This window comes from Corynebacterium sp. NML120713, assembly GCF_001875735.1.
Taxonomy (GTDB): domain Bacteria; phylum Actinomycetota; class Actinomycetes; order Mycobacteriales; family Mycobacteriaceae; genus Corynebacterium; species Corynebacterium pseudogenitalium.
The window spans coordinates 77,804-94,406 of sequence record NZ_MLCR01000015.1; the positions used below are offsets into that span (position 1 = coordinate 77,804).

Sequence of the window (16,603 nt, forward strand, 5' to 3'; positions counted from 1 at the left end):
CCCTACCAGCGCGTCGTCAGCGCACCGATTGCGCATAGTGCGGCAAAACCGGCGCTGGCGGTGCGTAACACTTCCGGCCCGAGGGTGACAGCGCGGGCGCCGATGAGCTCGAGCTCATCCTCGCCGATGCCTCCCTCGGGGCCCACGATGAGCCAGATGTCCCGCCCGAACTCGACGGTGGTCAGCGGCACGGCCGCGTCTTCGTGCAGCACCAACGCCTGCTTTTCGACGCCCCCTTCGCCCACCTCGGCAAGCAGGTCCTTCAGCTGGTTCGTGGTCACCGGATCTGCGACCTGCGGCACCCATGCCCGGCGCGCCTGCTTCGCGGACGCGATCGCCTGGTGCTGCCACTTCTCCACCTGTTTGGCCTGCTTGGCGGCGGGCCAGCGCGCGATGGTGCGGTGCGAGATCCAGGGGACGATGGCGTCGACACCTCCTTGCACGGCGAGGTCGACGGCGATCTCCGCGCGTTCCGACTTCGGCACTGCCTGCACCAGGGTGACGCGCTGCTCGGGCGCGGGCACGGTGCGTACCTCAGTGACGTCGCCGCGCAGCTGCTGCTTGTCGCTGTGGCGGACAATGACGTCCGCGACGGTGCCGGCGCCGTCGGTCAGCGCGATGCGCTCGCCGGGCTCGATGCGTTTGACGAAGGCGTGCTTCGCCTCGTCGCCGTCGAGGGTGCCGCTGGCGGGGTTCGGGGTGAGGAAGTACGGGACGCTCATTTAGCGGCGGAACCTGTCGCGCATGCGGGAGAAGAAGCCTTCGTCGCGCTCGTCGTCGTGGTGGACGCCGGTGGCGTCGCCGCGGGCGTCGCGAAGCTGCTCGAGGCTGCGGCGCTCCTCGCCACTGAGGTGCGTCGGCACGACGACCTGGATGTGGGCGATCATGTCGCCGTGGCCCTCGGCGCGCAGGCGTGGCATGCCCTCGCCCTCGAGGCGGACCTCGTCGCCGGGCTGGGTGCCGGCCGGGATCTCGATGGTGGTCGTGTCACCGGCAAGGTTTTCGACGTCGATGCTGGTGCCCAGCGCGGCGTCGTACATCGGCACGTTCAGGCGCAGGTGCAAGTCGTTGCCGTCGCGCACGAAAATCTTGTGTGGCGCGGTCTGTACCTCCACGTAGAGGTCGCCGGCGGGGCCGCCACCGTGGCCGACCTCGCCCTGCCCCGCCATGCGGATGCGCATCCCGTTGGCGATACCCGCCGGGATCTTCACCTTCAGGTCGCGGGTGGCGCGCACGCGGCCGTCGCCGGCGCACTGGCGGCACGGATCCTGGATCACTTCGCCGTAGCCGTGGCACTTCGGGCAGTCGTGCGTGGTCATCACGTTGCCCAGGAAGGACTGCTGCACTTCCTGCACCACGCCCTGGCCTGCACAGTAATCACACTGCACGGGCTTCGCCTCAGACTCGGAGCCGGTGCCGTGGCACTTCTGACACAGCACCGCGGTGTCCACGGTGACTTCCTTGGTCACGCCCGCGTAGGCATCTTCCAAGGTGATCTGGGTGCGCAGCAGCGCGTCGCTGCCCGGCTGAACACGCGAGCGCGGCTCGTGGTTGCGCCCGCCGCCGCCGAAGAAGGCGTCGAAAATATCTCCGAAACCCCCAAAGCCGCCGCCACCGGCACCACCCATGCCGCCTTGCTCCATCGGGTCCCCGCCGCGATCCACGATGCTGCGCTTCGCCGGGTCCAGCAGCACCTCCTGCGCCAACGAAATCTCGGCGAACTTCTCCGCGGCCTCCTCAGACGGGTTCACATCCGGGTGGTACTTTCGGGCGAGTTTCCGGTACGCCCTCTTAATTTCCTGCTCGGTCGCCTCTCGGTCAACGCCGAGGATGCCGTAATAATCACGAGCCACTAGTTAGTTCCCTTTCAACACTTCGAAGTTATTCGCCCCGCAAAATGCGACTGATGTACTGAGCCACGGTGGCAACCTTTTGCATGGTACCCGGATAGTCCATATGTGTCGGACCGACCACCCCAAGGCCGCCCAGCGCTTCATCACCGGCTCCATATGCAGTACTAACAATGGAGGCCTGAGAAAATTCCTTTTCCTCATTCTCGTTGCCAATACTGACCGAGACGTGCTCCAGCTGCTGCGCGTTCGCCAACAGCTTCAGCACAATGACCTGCTGCTCCAGCGCCTCGATCACGCTGTGCAGGTCCACCATCCGGTTCACACTCAAGTTCCCGGCACCCGCGATGAGCAGCCGATCGGTCGTGGTTTCCACCAACGTCTCGATGAGCACTGCCGTCGCCCGCTCCACCGCATCGGCAATGACCGGTGGCGCCTGCGCGTGCAGCATCTTCAGCGCGGCGGCGGCATCCCGCATCGTCTTGCCCACCAGCACCGTATTGAGCAGGTCCCGCAGCAGGAACACCCCGTCGGTACCCAGCGGCGCAGCGAGCTCCACGTTACGCTGATCCACGCGCCCGGTGTCCGTAATCAGCACCAGCAGCAGCCGCGTTGAGGCCAGCGCCACCACCTCACAGTGCTTCACGCGAGACACGTTCAGCGTCGGCAGCTGCACCACCGCCGCCTGGTTCGTCAGCTGGGCCAGCAGCTGCACGCTGCGACGCAGCACGTCCTCCATGTCCACGCCGTGCTCAAGGAAGTCCAAAATGGCGTGGCGCTCCGCGGTGGAAAGCGGTTTGACGTCGTGGAGGGCGTCGACAAACGCGCGGTACCCCGCCTCCGTCGGGATGCGCCCCGAGGACGCGTGCGTCTGCGTGATGTAGCCCTCGCGCTCCAGCACGCTCATGTCGTTGCGGATGGTCGCCGAACTGACCTTCAGTCCGTGGCGCTCCACCAGCATCTTCGATCCGACGGGTTCCTGCCGCGCAATATAGTCGGCGACGATTGCGCGCAGCACCCGCTGTCTGCGATCATTCGCTGCACTCATTAGCACTCTCCTTCGTCGACTGCTAGCTCATACTACTCTGCCTCCTCGGCAGCCAAAATGTCCGTCACGATCCCGTCCGCCAACAAGCGCCCAGCATCAGTCACAGCCACGCGCTCGCCCGCAGTCAGCAGACCCGCCGCCACATACTTCTCGACGACCCCCTCCGCCCCCTCACCAATCATGCCCCGAGGCACGCCTTCTTTCAGGCGCAGCCCCAGCATCACCTGCTCCTCGTGCCGCTCCTGCGGCGTGAGCGTCTCCCCGCCCTCCATGGGCAGCGTGCCTTCGGCGAGCATCTGGTTGTAGCGCTCCGGCCGCTTCACGTTCCAAAACCTGCGATCCCCAATAAACGAGTGCGCCCCCGGACCCGCGCCCCACCAGTGCGCACCACGCCAGTACAACAGGTTGTGCTGGCACTCCCCGCCCAGCCGCGCCCAGTTCGACACCTCATACCAGCCAAAACCAGCCGTCTCCAGGGTGGCGGCGATCATCTCGTAGCGATCCGCGTACACGTCCTCCTGCGGGGCGGGCAGCTCACCACGACGGACCTTGCGCGCCATGGCGGTACCATCCTCCACGATCAGCGAATAAGCACTCACATGGTCAACGCCCGTCGACAGGATGGCGTCGAGGGTGCGACGGACATCATCGTCCGTTTCCGTCGGCGTGCCGTAAATCATGTCCAGATTCACGTGCTCGAAGCCGGCGTCGAGGGCCTCCTTGGCCGCCGCGACCGCCCTCCCCGGCGTGTGCTTCCGGTCCAACACCTTGAGCACCGACGCCGACGCCGACTGCATCCCCAACGACACCCTCGTAAAGCCGTGCTCCAGCAGCCCCGCGAAGTAGGCCGGATCCGTCGACTCCGGGTTCGACTCCGTCGTCACCTCCGCCCCCGCCTGGATGCCGAAGGTGTCCCGCACCATCGACAACACCCTGCTCAGTCCATCCGCCCCCAACAGCGAGGGCGTCCCTCCCCCGATAAACACCGTGCTCGCCTCAGCCACGCCCGGCTGCTGCGCCGCCAGCTGCAGCTCCTTTTCCAACGCCACCAGGTACTCCGCGTGCGAGCTCTCCACCTCCGTCGGCGTATAGGTATTGAAGTCACAGTACCCACACCGCGTTGCGCAAAACGGCACGTGAATATAGACGCCAAAGTCGGGCTGTGATTGCTGCGCTGTGTTCATACCTCGCAATTGCAGCAGACCGGACGCCGGTTTGCGAATTACACACGGCGCCCAGCTGAAATTGTTCCCGAGCCCGGGAACGATTTCGCTTTCGGGGGCGATTCCGGTCGACCAGCACTTGCATTCCCCCAGTTCACGACGTGTGTCAACGAAGAAAGTTCCTGCGATCACTATTGTGCCGGGAACTTTTTGCGTGCAGGAGGCGGCAGGAGGGCGTCGGGGCTCCGGGTCCGCCCTTTTGAACCTACGCCCCGCGGCGGCGGCGCTTCGCGGCCACCTTCGCCACGATGGCATCCACCCGGGCGCGCTCCTCGAGGAACTGCGGCGGGGCGACACCGCGCATCGTTCGTACGAACGCGGGGTGGTCGATGCAGACGGTCTCCATCCAGCCGTCGACGGCGGCCTCCACCAGCTCCCCGACCCTCGCGTAGAGGTGCGGCAGGCTCACGGCCCCCAACTCCCTGGCGACCATCTCGGTCTGCTCGAGCGTGTACTGCACGATTTCGCCGAGGTGCTGCACCGTCAGGTCCGTGCGGCCGACGAGAGCGTCCTGCATGGTCTGCACGGAGAACGGCGCCTGGAGTGGGAAGAGGTCTTCGAGGCCGTCGGCGTCGAGAAACTCGGGCTCGGGGATCTTCTCCTCTGGCCGGTAGGAGGCAGAGAGCACCCCGGCGCGCATCCCGGTGGTCAGCGCTTGGCGCAGCCCGATGAGCTCGCCGACGATGCGGCGGGCGTCGTTGCGGGCGTCGTCGACGATTTCGACGAACTCGGCGAGGCAGTCGTCGGTAAGTTCGCCGTCGTAGTCTGCGATTGCTTCGGCGAGGTGTTCCGTGTATTCAGCGACCTCGTCGCCGATGTTGTAGATCTCCTGTGTCAGTTCACGGTGGCGCAACATCGCGGCAGTTTTGTGCACGAATAGCCCCCTTCTGGCTCACAGGAAATGCGGAACAAAAGTCGATGGAAATGTTAAGCCATGGGCGCGCCCCACGGGTCGAGGCGCGCCGGGGCTTAGCGCTCGTAGAGCTTGTCGATGTCCTCACGGAAGCGCTCGAACACCACGTTGCGCTTCACTTTGAGGGTTGGCGTCATCTCGTTTGCCTGCTCGCTGAGGTCGCGGTCGAGGATGCGGAACTTCTTGATCGCCTCGGCGTGCGAAACAGTGCCGTTGGCGACGTTGATGGCGTCTTGTACCTCTGCGCGCAGGACGGGGTCGCCGGCGAGGTCGCTGAGTTTGCGGTTCTCTGGGATGTTGTGGGTGGACTTCCAGCGCCGCAGCTCTTCCTCGTCGAGGGTGACCAGCACGCCGACGAACGGCTTGCCGTCGCCGACCACGAGCGCGTTGGAGATCAGCGGGTCCTGGCGGATGATGTCCTCCATCGGCCCCGGTGAGATGTTTTTGCCGCCGGCGGTGACGATGAGGTCTTTCTTACGGCCGGTGATGCGCACGTAGCCTTCGTCGTCGACTTCGCCGAGGTCGCCGGTGTTGAACCAGCCGTCGGTGAATGCCTCCTCGGTGGCTGCTTTGTTGTTCCAGTAGCGGTCGAAGACGCCGGGGCCCTTGAATTCGATTTCGCCGTCGTCGTTGGTGCGGACCTGGTAGCCGTTGACGGGGCGTCCCACGGTGCCGATCTTGTTGGCGTTCTTATTATTGACGCAGGCTGCGGCGCAGGTCTCGGTGAGCCCGTAGCCTTCATAGATTGGGATGCCGATGCCGCGGAAGAAGTGCAGCAAGTCGGCGCTCATGGCGGAACCGCCGGTGATGCCGTACTTCACGGAACCGCCGATGGCCTCCTTGATCTTGGAGTAGACGATGCGCTCGAAGACGCGGCGCTTCGCCTTGAGCATCCGGCTTGGGCCCTCGGGGGTGTCCATCGCCTTGGAGTACTCGATGGCGACCTTTTCGGCCTCGAGGAACGCGGCCTTGCCGATCGCGGAGCCGTCCGCCGCCTTGTTGTAGGCCGCGTTGCGGACCTTCTCGAAGACGCGGGGCACGCCGAGCACCATGTTCGGCTGGGCGCGCTGCAGCTCCACGGTCAGCGTGTGGGTGTCTGCCCAGTGGGACTGGGTGGCGCCCGACATCGTCAGCGCGAGGCAGACTGCGCGCTGCAGCACGTGCGCCAGCGGCAAGAAGGTAACGACGCGCTTGCCGGGGCGGGCCACCTCACCGATGTCATTCTTGATCAGCGCCCAGGTCTGGTGTGCCCAGTTGCCGTGGGTTAAGGCCACACCCTTCGGGCGGCCGGTGGTGCCGGAGGTGTACACGATGGAGCCGAGGTCGTCGTGGGTGAGGGAGGCGGAGCGGGCGTCGACAAGCGATTGCTCAACGTCCCTGCCCTCGAACTTGATGGTTTCGACCCCGGCGGCGTTGAACTCGTAGATCTTGCGCAGCTTCGAGCTCGAGTCCTTCAGGCGTGGCTTGCCGTCTTCCTGGAGAAGGAAGGCGCTCATCAGCTGGGTGTGGTCGCGCGACTCGGTGAAGGCGATCTCGGCGCCGGAGTCCTCGAGGATCCACTGGATCTGGTGCATGGAGCTCGACGGGTAAATCGGGACGCTGACTGCCCCCGCGGCCCAGATGGCGAAATCGACGAGGGACCACTCATAACGGGTGGAGGAAAGCACCGCGATGCGGTCACCGGGTTCGACGCCGTTTGCGATGAGCCCCTTAGCGGTTTCGTAGACCTCCTCGAGGAACTCCCCCGCTGTCACGTTGACCCAGTCGTAGTTACGCGGGCGGGAAAACAGCACGATGTGAGGCTTTTTCGTGCAGATATCCACGAGCGCCGACAGGCAGGTGTCAGTGGGACTCAGCTTGAATCCGAGCGGAGTTGTGTACGTTTCTGAAGCCATGGTTGGCAAGGTTACCTGACAGAAACTACCTTTTGCGTGAGCTCCACTCTGCAAAACATCAGTTCTTTGGCAGAATGGGATGATGTGACCAACGTAGAACTACTCCATTCGTTAGCTTCCGCGTACGGGTTCGGCACGAGCTACCGCGCTTCGAACGGTACGATGACCACCCCGCCGCCGGAATCGTTCATCTCGCTGCTGCAGGCCCTGGGCGTCAACATGAGCGACGCCCCCTCCGACGAGGAGCTGCACCACCTGATTCACGCCAGGCACCAGTACTGGGCGACTCGCCCGCTGCCGCCCTGCGTCGTGGCAACGGCCGGGCAGGAGCGCCACTTCAACGTCCACGTGCACGACGGCCACCCGGCGCATACCTGGATCCAGCTTGAGGACGGCACCCCGCGTGAGACCTACCAGGACGAAAACTGGGCGCCACCAACCGCCGACGTCGCCGGCGTGGTCTGGGGCGAGGCCACCTTCCACGTGCCGGGCAACCTGCCCCCTGGCTACCACACGCTGCACCTGGAGTCCGATAACTTCAAGGACTCCTGCCCGCTGTTGGTCGTCCCGGCGCGTTTAGAGAGCAACCAGCGCTACATCGACAACCCGGTCTTCGGCGTGATGGCGCAGCTGTATTCGGTGCGCTCCGAGCAGTCCTGGGGCATCGGCGACTTCGAAGACCTGGGCACGCTCGCGGTGCTGCTGGCTGAGCAGGGCGCTGACTACCTGCTGATCAACCCGGTGCACGCCGCGCAGCCGATCCCGCCGATCGAGGACTCCCCGTACCTGCCGACGTCGCGCCGCTTCGTCAACCCGATCTACATCTCTGTGGAGGCGGTTGATGAGTACTACAAGTTGGACAAGGACGCGAAGGCCCAGATTGAGCACATGGTCGCTCCACTGAAGGCGCGCAACCGTAGTGCGGAGCCGCTGCGTCGCAACGAGATCTTCGAGACGAAGCTTGCCGTGCTTCGTGAGTTGTTCTTCATCGCGTGCGCCGACGAGCGCCGCACCCACGACTTCGACCTGTTCTGCCTCGACGAAGGCGAAGGCCTCGAGGAGTTCGCCCGCTGGTGCGCCGTGGAGGCGATGGAGACCGCGCCGTCGCGCCACGAGCACGACGAGGAGCTGGAGGAGCTCACCCGCTTCTACATGTGGCTGCAGTTCATTGCCGATGAGCAGCGCCGCCGCGCCCAGGACAAGGCCCTGGCCGCGGGTATGAAGGTCGGCATCATGACCGACCTCGCCGTGGGTATCCACCCCGATGGTGCCGACGCCAACACGCTCGCCAACGTGCTCGTGCCCGAGGCCTCTGTCGGCGCCCCACCAGACCAGTACTCCCAGCAGGGCCAGGACTGGTCGCAGCCGCCATGGCACCCGCAGGCGCTCGCCGAGGCAGGCTACGAGCCGTGGCGCGAGTTGCTGCGCACCGTCCTGCGCCACTCCGGTGGCATCCGCGTCGACCACATCCTTGGCCTTTTCCGTCTGTTCTGGATGCCTCGCAACGTCTCCCCGATGTTCGGCACCTACATGAACTACGACCACGAAGCCATGGTAGGCACCCTGGTGCTCGAGGCGCAGCGCGCGAACGCCGTGGTGGTGGGCGAAGACCTCGGCACGTTCGAGCCTTGGGTCCAGGACGTCCTGCAGGACAAGGGCATCCTTGGCACGACGGTGTTGTGGTTCGAGTCGTACGACGACGGCTCTCCTCTCCACACCTGGGATTACCGCCGGTTGGCGTTGTCGGCCGTCGGCACGCATGACCTGCCTCCGACCGCTGGTTACCTGCGGTTCGCGCACAACATCCTGCGCGACGAACTCGGCCTCATCGAGGAGCCCCTCGAGGAGCTCAATGAGCAGGACCACCAGTGGCAGGCCCGCGTGCTTGACCGCGTGCGCGAGGACGGCCACTTCCACGGCACCTCCCTTGAGCACACCGTGTTCACGCACCTGAGCGCAGAGGAGTTCGCCCGCGACGTCGACGTGGAGGACCTACTCGTTGGTCTGACGCGCTTCATCGCCGCTACCCCATCCGCGATGACGGTGACGAACCTGGTGGACATGGTCGGCGATACCCGCATCCAGAACCAGCCGGGTACCAACGCGGAGCAGTACTCCAACTGGTGCATCCCGCTGACGGACAACAACGGCAAGGCGGTCCTCATCGAGGACCTGCCGAGTATCGAGCTGTTCGGTCGGGTCGCGGAGGCGTCGAAACGCTAGCGCGCTAGAGCAGCCCGGCCAGGGCCGCGACGACGACCAGCGCAATCATCACCCACAGTGCCTGTGTGACACGGGACTGTGGGTATTTGCGTTTCTGCTTCGGCAGCTGCTGATCGCGTCTGCGGAGTTCTTCAGGGTTGGCCATAGTTGACCACCTTACTTCTTCGAAATTTTGTACGCGATCCAGTCACTCAAACGCAGGATCGCCCACGACGCCACCCCCGCGAGCGGCAGCGCCACCAGCAGGATCAGTGGCGTCTGCAGCCACGGCGCCAAATCAAACATCGCTGCCCTCGAGTCCGCGGCGCACCAGCAGGGCGCGCGTGTCCTTGTCGCGGCCGCGGAAGGCGCGGTAGGCCTCGGCGTAATCGCGCGCGGCACCAACCGAGAGCACCGTGTCCCGGAACCGCTGGCCGCTGTCCCGGTTGATACCGGATTCCTCGATGAACTGGTAGCCGTCGGCGTCCAACGCCTCCGCCCACAGGTAGGAGTAGTAGCCCGCTGAGTAGCCGCCCGCGAAGATGTGGTTAAACCACGTTGAGCGGTAGCGCGGCTCGAGGCCCTCCACATCCAGGCCAACCTTCTCGAGTGCCCGCTGCTCGAAGGCGTCAATGTCCTCGGGCACCTCGCCGTCGAGCGAGTGCCACGCCAGGTCAATCACGCAGGCCGCCAGGTACTCCGCGGTGGCGAAGCCCTGCCCGAACGTCCGGGACTGGCGCACGGCCTCCAGCAGCGCATCCGGGATGACCTCGCCGGTGTCCACGTGGCGCGCGTAGTTACGGATGATCTCCGGCGCGAACGCGTAGTTCTCATTGATCTGGGAGGGGAACTCCACCCAGTCGCGCGGCACGTTCGTACCCGAAAGGGTTGGGTAGCGCACGTTGGACAGCAGCCCGTGCAGCGCGTGGCCGAACTCGTGGAACACGGTCGTGACCTCGTCGATCGTCAGCAGGTCGGAGGTCAGCGACATCACGTTCACCACGACGGGCTTCGTGCCGGTCAGCGTCGACTGGTCCACGAAGGAGCTCATCCAGGCTCCCCCGCGTTTCGACGGCCGCGCCCCGTAATCCGTCAGCAGCAGGCCAATGCCGGTGCCGTCTTCCTCCTTGACCTCCCACACGTGCACGTCGTCGCGGTAGCCGTGCAGATCCTCGCGCTGCGTGACCGTGATGCCGTAGAGCAGGTTCGCAGCGTAGAAAACGCCGTCGCGCAGCACCTGCTGCAGCGGGAAGTACTTGCGCAGCTCCGCGTCGTTCACCGCGAAGGCCTCCTCCCTGCGGCGCGCTTCCCAGTACGGCCAGTCCGCGCCGTCCAGTTCCATCCCGGCCAGCTCGCCTGCCAGCTTGCGTTCCGCGGCGGCGTTTGACGCGGCCGCGGGCGCGAGGTCACTGATGAGCTTGTGGGCCGCGGCAGCGCTGCCCGCAGTTTCCTCCGCGATGACGTAATCGGCATGCGTGGCGAAGCCCAGCAGCTTCGCGCGCTCCTGGCGCAGCCGCACCGACTCGATCACGAGCGCACTGTTGGTGCCGCGGCCGCGCTGTCGGGAGGCGTCGAACAGCTTGTGGCGCGCGCTGCTGGACTCGAGCTCGGCCTGCAGCGACTGGGTCGTCGGCAGCTCGATCGGCACGACGTAGGCGTCTGGGTTGTCTGGGTCCTCTGCGTCGCGGTAGGCGGCGAGCTGCTCCCCGCTGAGGCCCGCCAGCTCGTCGCGGGTCATGCGCACCGCGAGCTTCGTCGTGTCCGCGAGTAGGTTGCGGCCGAACTGCTCGGAAAGCTCCGAGAGGCGCTGATTCAGCTCGCGCAGGCGCTGTTTGCCTGCCTCGTCGAGCTCCGCGCCACGGCGGGTGAACCGGCGCAGCAGCAGGTCGTAGAGGCGGCGCGACTCCTCGTCCGCCGGGGCCTCCACCGCACGCAGGCGGCCATAAAGCTCTTGGTTCTGGTAGATCGCGTCCGTGTGCGCAGACAGGCGCGGCACGATCGCGTCCGCGACCTCGTCGAACTCAGGCGAACCGTCGGTGCCCTGCAGGTTGAAAAACCATGCCAAGACTCGCTCTAAGTCGCTGCCCGCGCGCTCCAGCGCCTCGACGGTGTTCTCCCACGTCGGGGTGTCCTCGGCACAGATACGGGCGATTTCTTCTTCATGGAGCACGAGCGCCCGCTCGAAAGCGGGCAGCACGTGTTCAAGGCGGATCGCCTGGAAATCAGGCAGTCCATACGGCAAGTCGGACGGGTGCAACAACGGATTGTCAGTCATGGCACCCCATCCTACTTGGGGTGTAAGTTAGGCTGGCTTGCGGCCAATCACCAGGAAGGTCGGGCGCGACTCGTGTCCCTGTGGCGTGCCGAACTCCTCGTCGATCTTGGCAATCTCCGGCAGCTCAACAACCTCGACATCCTCCAGGCCAGCAACGCGGAAGACCTCTGCGTATGCCTCCGGGGAGTCGGCCGTCGCGAGTGGAAGCTCCTCGAGCAACTCGTCGGTGTAGGTCAGCACAAAGGAGTCCGGGCCGTTATCGGAGATGACCTGCGTGTCCTTCGAGATCCCGTTCGGGAACCAGGTCGCGTCCGCTGCGATGATCAGACCGCCAGGCTTCAGCGCCTCGGCCCAGCCACGGATCGCCTCCGTCGGCTCGCGCAGCGTCCACAGCAGGTAGCGGCTCACAACGACGTCGAAGTCGAAGAAGGACGGGGGCAGGTCCGTAACATCAACCTCGGCGAACAGCGGGGTGTTAATGCCTTCTTCTTGGCGAAGCTCAGCCTCGTCGCGGGCCTCGTCCAGCATCGGCTCGCACGCATCCACGCCAACAACCGCGTAGCCGAGCTCCGCAATGATGTGGGCAATGTAGCCGTCGCCTGTGCCCATATCCAGCACTCGAACAGCATCCTCTGGCATGTACCGCTTGAAAATGTCAGTCCACGCGGCACGGTCCGCCTTCGCGCGCTCTGCTGTTAGGTGCTCGCGGTGGTATGCCTCAGCCCGGCCTGCCCAGTACTCGGTGATGCGTGCTTGGGTATCTGTCATTTGGGACAACTCATTCCTACAGAAGAAAGACAATAATCATTCACTAGCATAAATCACCTTCGGCAGCTCGTCGAGGAACTTGGCGGAAGCGTTTAGACTGGCCTGTCATGGACGTCACCATCACCTGCCCCGCCGGCGCCATCACTGGCACCGCCACCGCCACAATGCGCGAATTCCACTCCATCCCCTACTCGCGTATCGACGTCCCCTTCGATCCCCCACGCCCCGCCCCCGAGGGCCATCTCATCGACGCCACCACGCCGCACCCAGACACCATCGGGCTGAGCATCACCACCCCGGCAACAGCGCGGACCCTGGATGACTACCCGGTGATGGTCTATCTGCACGGCGGCCGATTCGAGGAGGGCAACCACTGTGAAACCACCTCCCAGCCGGAGGCGTTTGCGCAGCAGGGCGTCGTGCAGGTGCGGGTGGGGTATCGTCGAAAATTCCCTGGGCTGCTCCCCTTCACCAATGACACGTCGTTCCGCGCGGTGGAGGACTGCCAGGAGGCGCTGCGGTGGGTGCTGCGCAACATCGAGCACTTCGGCGGCGACCCAACCAACGTCACGCTGGTCGGGCACTCGGCGGGGGCGGCGCTGGCGCTCTGGTTGGCGCGCCGCGACCACTACCAGGGAGCGTTCCGGCGCGTGCTGGCGCTGTCCCCCGCGTTTCCGCGCGTGCCCTTTGCTAAGCGCAAGTGGGCGGCGCGCGGGGCGCTCGGCACGGCGCTGACGCGCCTCGACCTCAACTGGTTGGCCGAGCGCCGCCCGGACGCCATCGAGCGCGCCTACCAGCGCTTCCGCACCCAGTACTTCCACGATATCGCGCTTGGCCCGGCACCCTTCGAGCCTGCGGAGCTCGCCGAGGTGCCAATCGTGGTCACCTCCACTCGCGAGGAGTTCCACCAGTCCGGCGAGGGCTTCAACGCCTTTGGTGCCACGTCCATCCGCTGCTTCGGCCGATTCTTCGGCGCCAAAAGCGCGGCGGCCCGGCGCAACTACATCGAGGCCGCACGCGCAACCGACCCCGGCAAACTCGCGGGGAGGTTCTTCTCGGACGCACTGATCCGCCGCTGGGTCGACGCCGCCTGCGAGCACGGCCCCGCCGACATCCGCCAGATCGAGTTTTGTGCGGATACGCCACTTGGCCACAGCTACGAGCTAGACGCACTCTTCGGGGAGCCCACGACCCACATCGGCCAACTCATCTACGACTACATCAGCAGCGGGCAGGCCGACTGGCCCACCTACCGGCCCGGCCGCCAAGTCCTGCGCGCCTCGCTCAGCGCGGACACCACGACCGTCGTGGAGGATCCGCTGCGCAGCGTTCGGGAGGCGTTCAACCAGTAGGCTAGCGCCCGGCGCGCTCCAGTACAGCGCGGAGCCGCTTATCCGCCAGCTCTTCGACCAGCCACGGCGAAAACGCGAACGGGGTCGCGTCCGCCGCGCGAACAACGTCGGCGGGGTCCGCCCAGTGCAACGAGTCCACCTCGTCCGGGTTCGGGTCCACAGCCTCGTGGCCGGGGGCCAGGCGCGCGGAATACACCGGGCAGATCTCGTACTCGACGATGCCAGAAGAATCCACGGCGCGGTAGCGGAACTCCGGCAGCACCGGCGTCACGTCCAGCACAGCCCCCTGCGGCAAGCGCAGTTCCTCGACCGAGCGGCGCAGGATCGCCGCCGGCACGTCCTCGCCGGGGCCGGGGTGGCCGCAGAAGGAGTTGGTCCACACACCGGGCCACGTCTTCTTCCCCAACGCGCGCCGGGTGAGCAGCAGCTGGCCGTCCTCGTTGAACAGCCAGCAGGAAAACGCCAGGTGCAGCGGGGTGTCCCCGGTGTGGACCGCGGCTTTGTCCGCGGAGCCGATCGGCGCGCCGTCCTCACTGAGCAGGATTACTTCTTCGCGCATTAGTTATTCAGGTTCCCCTTGAACTTCACGTTGCCGATCGTAAACTCCGCATCCCACAGGCCATCCGGGGTCACGTCGAAGGCATACTTCGCGTTCGTGGTTGCCCCCGGACCCAGCGGGCGGTCCACGCCGAGGATGTCTACCCCTGCCTGCTCGGCGCTGATCGGATTGGCGTCGACAAACTTGTTGTTGCCGGTGTTGTAGCGCAGCTTCGGCTTGAGCACGTCAACGGGCATTGGCACGTCGCTCTTGTTCGTCACTGCCACGACGATGATGCTGCCGGCGCCGGTGCCGTAGCTGCTGCCCTGCCACTTGTAGGACAGCTCCATCTTCGGGTCATCGACGCGCTCGCCGGTGATCTCCGTGGAGGTCACCGGGTCCACCTGCTCTTGGTGGAACTCCGGCTGTGGGGCGCCAGTGGGCGTCGTCACTTCGATGTCAGTGGATGTTGCGGTGTCATCCTCAGACACGCACCCGCCCAGCGTGAGAGTAGTAACGAGCAGCAAGACCGCAGCTGACAGTGTGTGGTGGCGCATCGGTGCCCTTTCGTATGGTTCAAGCGAAAACAATTGGTCACTATTGTACGAGTTTCACCCGGCCGCGCTACGCTGGGCCACCTATGCAATCTCTCACCCGTGTTTTAAAAAGCGCTTCCGCCCTGTGGCCGTTCTACCTCGCCATCGTCATCATCTCGACGGTTGTTGCAGGCCTCGGGCTGATTTCTCCCTTCATCGTGCGCGAGGCCACCGACACAATTGTCGACGCCATCAACGAGTCAACGAACGCGCCCGCCGACCCAGTGCGCACCGTGCTGTGGCTCGCATTCGCGCTGTTCATCGCGACCTCGCTCAGTGGGCTGGCGAAGAACGTCTCCGGCTACCTCGGCGACATCATGGCGGCGCGGATCCGACAGATCCTGTCCACCCGCTACTTCGCCAAGCTGCTGTCGCTGCCGCAGCGCTACTTCGACACCCAGGTCACCGGCACCATCATCGCCCGGCTGGACCGCTCGATTGCCACGGTGACGCAGTTCATCCAGTCCTTCTCCAACAACTTCTTGCCGATGATCATCCAGATCATCGCCATCCTCATCATCACGTCCTTCTACTACTGGCCGCTGACCCTGCTGCTGCTGGCGCTCTTCCCCATCTACACGTGGCTGACGGCGCTGACCTCGAAGCGGTGGCAGAAGTGGGAGGCGGAGAAGAACGCGCAGATCGACGAAGCGAACGGGCGCTTCGCGGAGGTTGTCGGCCAGGTCAAAGTAACCAAGTCGTACGTGGCGGAGGTCCGCGAGCTGGACAAGTTCGGCAACCACTACAACAACACGGTGAGCATCACCCGCCCGCAGTCGCGCTGGTGGCACTCCATGGACGCCCTGCGCGGGCTGGCGATGTCGCTGATTTTCATGGGGATCTACATGATCCTGTTCGTGCGTACCATCCAGGGCCACTTCAGTATCGGCGACATGGTCATGCTCATCCAGCTGGTCACCATGGCCCGTCAGCCGGTGATGATGCTGAGCTGGATCGTCGACAGTGCCCAGCGCGCCGTCGCCGGTTCCCGCGACTACTTCCAGGTCATGGACGAGCTGGTGGAGCCCACCGCGAATCGCGAGCTCGTCGCCGCGACCCAGACCTCAGGCGTTCCGGAGCTCACCGTTGTAAAGCACCGCCCGCTGCCAGTCCACGAGCCCGTCGTGGAGTTCGACTCAGTCACCTTCGAGTACGAGCCTGGCGAGCCCGTCATCCACGACATGAGCTTTCGCGCCCACGCTGGAGAGAAGGTCGCCCTGGTTGGAGAGTCCGGCGGTGGCAAGTCCACCATCGTGAACCTGCTGCTGGGCCTCTACCCCATCCAGGAAGGCACCCTGAAGGTGTGCGGGCAGGATCTGGCGGAGCTGGGCGTCGAAAAGCTGCGCGCGACCACGGGCGTGGTGTTCCAGGAGGCGGCGCTGTTCTCGGGCACGGTGTTTGAGAACATCGCCTACGGCAAGCCAGACGCGACGATGGACGAGGTGGTCGCGGTGGCTAAGCGCGCCAACGCGCACGACTTCATCATGAAGTTCAGCGAAGGCTACGACACCGTCATCGGCGAGCGTGGCCTGCGCCTGTCCGGCGGGCAGCGCCAGCGCGTCGCGGTCGCGCGCGCGATGCTGAAGGATGCGCCGATCTTGATTCTCGACGAAGCCACCTCCGCCCTCGACACCAAGGCGGAGCGCGCCGTGCAGGCCGGGCTCGACGCGCTGATGGAGGACCGCACCACCATCATGATCGCGCACCGACTATCCACCATCGCGGATGTCGATACCATTATCACCCTGCGCGACGGCCGCATCGACGAAATTGGTACCCCTGCGGAGCTTGCGGTCTCCGGCGGTATTTATTCAGAACTGCTGCGACTCACCGCGTCCTCCTCGGCGGCGGATCGTGCCAGGTTACAGGCCTTCGGCTTCCACACCGACGACAACGACGAGGAGTAGCAACCTCGCGGGCCTGTGGCGTGTGAGGGTGGCCTG

Annotated in this window: 15 protein-coding genes; 3 read left to right on the plus strand and 12 right to left on the minus strand. The window is 65.2% G+C overall.

Translation table 11 applies throughout. From position 1 onward, the window contains the following. Window positions 1–2: 2 nt before the first annotated feature. From BJP06_RS08290 to BJP06_RS08315, 6 genes are all read right to left on the minus strand, one after another. Entirely contained in the window at window positions 3–722 is a 720-nt protein-coding gene (locus BJP06_RS08290; RefSeq protein ID WP_071573522.1) for a 16S rRNA (uracil(1498)-N(3))-methyltransferase, read from the minus strand. After that, complete coding sequence (gene dnaJ, locus BJP06_RS08295) at window positions 723–1,853, minus strand: molecular chaperone DnaJ (RefSeq protein ID WP_071573523.1); 1,131 nt, start codon at window positions 1,851–1,853, stop codon at window positions 723–725. Between the two features lie 28 nt (window positions 1,854–1,881). After that, complete coding sequence (gene hrcA / locus BJP06_RS08300) at window positions 1,882–2,898, minus strand: heat-inducible transcriptional repressor HrcA (protein ID WP_071573524.1); 1,017 nt, start codon at window positions 2,896–2,898, stop codon at window positions 1,882–1,884. Between the two features lie 32 nt (window positions 2,899–2,930). Further along, window positions 2,931–4,082: a radical SAM family heme chaperone HemW gene (gene hemW, locus BJP06_RS08305; RefSeq protein WP_071573525.1), complete on the minus strand. Its 1,152-nt coding sequence runs from the start codon at window positions 4,080–4,082 to the stop codon at window positions 2,931–2,933. A 244-nt stretch (window positions 4,083–4,326) separates the two neighbouring features. Next, window positions 4,327–4,995, minus strand: coding sequence for a hypothetical protein (locus BJP06_RS08310; protein ID WP_071573526.1), 669 nt, complete (start codon window positions 4,993–4,995; stop codon window positions 4,327–4,329). A 95-nt stretch (window positions 4,996–5,090) separates the two neighbouring features. Then, a complete protein-coding gene (locus BJP06_RS08315) occupies window positions 5,091–6,929 on the minus strand; it encodes a long-chain fatty acid--CoA ligase (protein ID WP_071573527.1) in 1,839 nt (612 codons plus the stop codon). 84 nt (window positions 6,930–7,013) lie between these two features. Between BJP06_RS08315 and malQ the strand changes: the two genes are divergently transcribed. Further along, complete coding sequence (gene malQ, locus BJP06_RS08320) at window positions 7,014–9,152, plus strand: 4-alpha-glucanotransferase (protein WP_177224292.1); 2,139 nt, start codon at window positions 7,014–7,016, stop codon at window positions 9,150–9,152. Between the two features lie 4 nt (window positions 9,153–9,156). On the opposite strand, the gene BJP06_RS12130 is transcribed toward malQ, so the two are convergent. From BJP06_RS12130 to BJP06_RS08330, 4 genes are read right to left on the minus strand one after another with little or no spacing between them, the layout of a single operon-like run. Beyond that, window positions 9,157–9,297, minus strand: a complete 141-nt coding sequence (locus BJP06_RS12130) for a hypothetical protein (RefSeq protein WP_177224293.1) — start codon at window positions 9,295–9,297, stop codon at window positions 9,157–9,159. Window positions 9,298–9,308: 11 nt separating this feature from the next. After that, window positions 9,309–9,437 (minus strand): hypothetical protein, encoded by a 129-nt coding sequence (locus tag BJP06_RS12320; protein WP_255365824.1) that lies wholly within the window; start codon window positions 9,435–9,437, stop codon window positions 9,309–9,311. Next, window positions 9,430–11,406, minus strand: coding sequence for a M3 family metallopeptidase (locus BJP06_RS08325; protein ID WP_071573528.1), 1,977 nt, complete (start codon window positions 11,404–11,406; stop codon window positions 9,430–9,432). Before BJP06_RS08325 ends, BJP06_RS12320 begins: the two co-directional genes overlap by 8 nt. Before the next feature lie 27 nt (window positions 11,407–11,433). Further along, on the minus strand, window positions 11,434–12,174 hold the full coding sequence (locus BJP06_RS08330) for a class I SAM-dependent methyltransferase (protein WP_071573529.1): 741 nt from the start codon (window positions 12,172–12,174) through the stop codon (window positions 11,434–11,436). 107 nt (window positions 12,175–12,281) lie between these two features. Here BJP06_RS08330 and BJP06_RS08335 point away from each other — a divergent pair, with 107 nt between their 5' ends. Next, window positions 12,282–13,526, plus strand: a complete 1,245-nt coding sequence (locus tag BJP06_RS08335) for an alpha/beta fold hydrolase (RefSeq protein ID WP_071573530.1) — start codon at window positions 12,282–12,284, stop codon at window positions 13,524–13,526. Window position 13,527: 1 nt separating this feature from the next. On the opposite strand, the gene idi is transcribed toward BJP06_RS08335, so the two are convergent. Then, window positions 13,528–14,085, minus strand: a complete 558-nt coding sequence (gene idi, locus BJP06_RS08340) for an isopentenyl-diphosphate Delta-isomerase (protein WP_071573531.1) — start codon at window positions 14,083–14,085, stop codon at window positions 13,528–13,530. Next, window positions 14,085–14,555, minus strand: coding sequence for a hypothetical protein (locus BJP06_RS08345; protein WP_240492791.1), 471 nt, complete (start codon window positions 14,553–14,555; stop codon window positions 14,085–14,087). Before BJP06_RS08345 ends, idi begins: the two co-directional genes overlap by 1 nt. Window positions 14,556–14,704: 149 nt before the next feature. On the opposite strand from BJP06_RS08345, the gene BJP06_RS08350 reads away from it, so the two are divergent. Beyond that, the gene (locus tag BJP06_RS08350) at window positions 14,705–16,567 is read left to right on the plus strand and encodes an ABC transporter ATP-binding protein (RefSeq protein ID WP_071573532.1); all 1,863 of its coding nucleotides are present in this window, start codon (window positions 14,705–14,707) and stop codon (window positions 16,565–16,567) included. Window positions 16,568–16,603: the final 36 nt, after the last annotated feature.